General features: G+C 64.2%; 1 protein-coding gene. It reads right to left on the bottom strand.

The window, feature by feature from the left end; all coding sequences use genetic code 11:
• The coding region (locus tag BK665_RS33480) for a COG4648 family protein (RefSeq protein WP_511261984.1) at positions 1-271 on the bottom strand (271 nt) is incomplete at both ends.

Below are 271 nucleotides of genomic sequence, written 5' to 3'. Positions count from 1 at the left end.
TCAGGCTCAGCCCGAACAGCGCCAGCATGAAACCGCTGATCAGTACCGGATACCAACGCAGCAGTGCCGGACTGTCGAAAACCGCCAGCAGCAGGCAAAACACGATGGCGACGATGGCCATCCACAAGCTGCCGGGCCTGCGTACGCCGGTCAGAATGCGGGCCAGCCACAGGCTGCCCAGCAGTAAGCCGAACTGCCACGGCGCGAAGTGCTCCATGCCGAAATACACCGCAAAGGGGTACAGCAGGCCCGCCAGCAGCCGGCCAAGGCC

The sequence above is a fragment of the Pseudomonas frederiksbergensis genome (assembly GCF_003732665.1).
Taxonomy (GTDB): domain Bacteria; phylum Pseudomonadota; class Gammaproteobacteria; order Pseudomonadales; family Pseudomonadaceae; genus Aquipseudomonas; species Aquipseudomonas frederiksbergensis_G.
This window is presented reverse-complemented; position numbering and strand designations above follow the sequence as displayed.